Genomic DNA, 526 nt, shown 5'->3' with positions numbered 1-526 from the left:
CAGCCGCAAGGCATGTATGAAGGTGCTGCATGGTTGTCGTCAGCTCGTGCCGTGAGGTGTCGGCTTAAGTGCCATAACGAGCGCAACCCTTTCTGCCAGTTACTAACAGGCAATGCTGAGGACTCTGGCGGTACTGCCATCGTAAGATGTGAGGAAGGTGGGGATGACGTCAAATCAGCACGGCCCTTACGTCCGGGGCTACACACGTGTTACAATGGGGGGTACAGAAGGCAGCTTACCGGCGACGGTTGGCCAATCCCGAAAGCCCCTCTCAGTTCGGACTGGAGTCTGCAACCCGACTCCACGAAGCTGGATTCGCTAGTAATCGCGCATCAGCCACGGCGCGGTGAATACGTTCCCGGGCCTTGTACACACCGCCCGTCAAGCCATGAAAGCCGGGAGTACCTGAAGTGCGTAACCGCAAGGAGCGCCCTAGGGTAACACTGGTAATTGGGGCTAAGTCGTAACAAGGTAGCCGTACCGGAAGGTGCGGCTGGAACACCTCCTTTCTGGAGTGATACCGTAA

Annotated in this window: 1 rRNA gene; it reads left to right on the top strand. The window is 57.2% G+C overall.

Annotated elements, in window-relative coordinates:
* Window positions 1-509 (top strand): 16S ribosomal RNA (locus NW213_RS16825); the annotation flags it as partial.
* Window positions 510-526: the final 17 nt, after the last annotated feature.

Source organism: Bacteroides sp. ET336, assembly GCF_024733815.1.
In the GTDB taxonomy this organism is placed as follows: Bacteria; Bacteroidota; Bacteroidia; order Bacteroidales; family Bacteroidaceae; genus Phocaeicola; species Phocaeicola cellulolyticus.
This window is presented reverse-complemented; position numbering and strand designations above follow the sequence as displayed.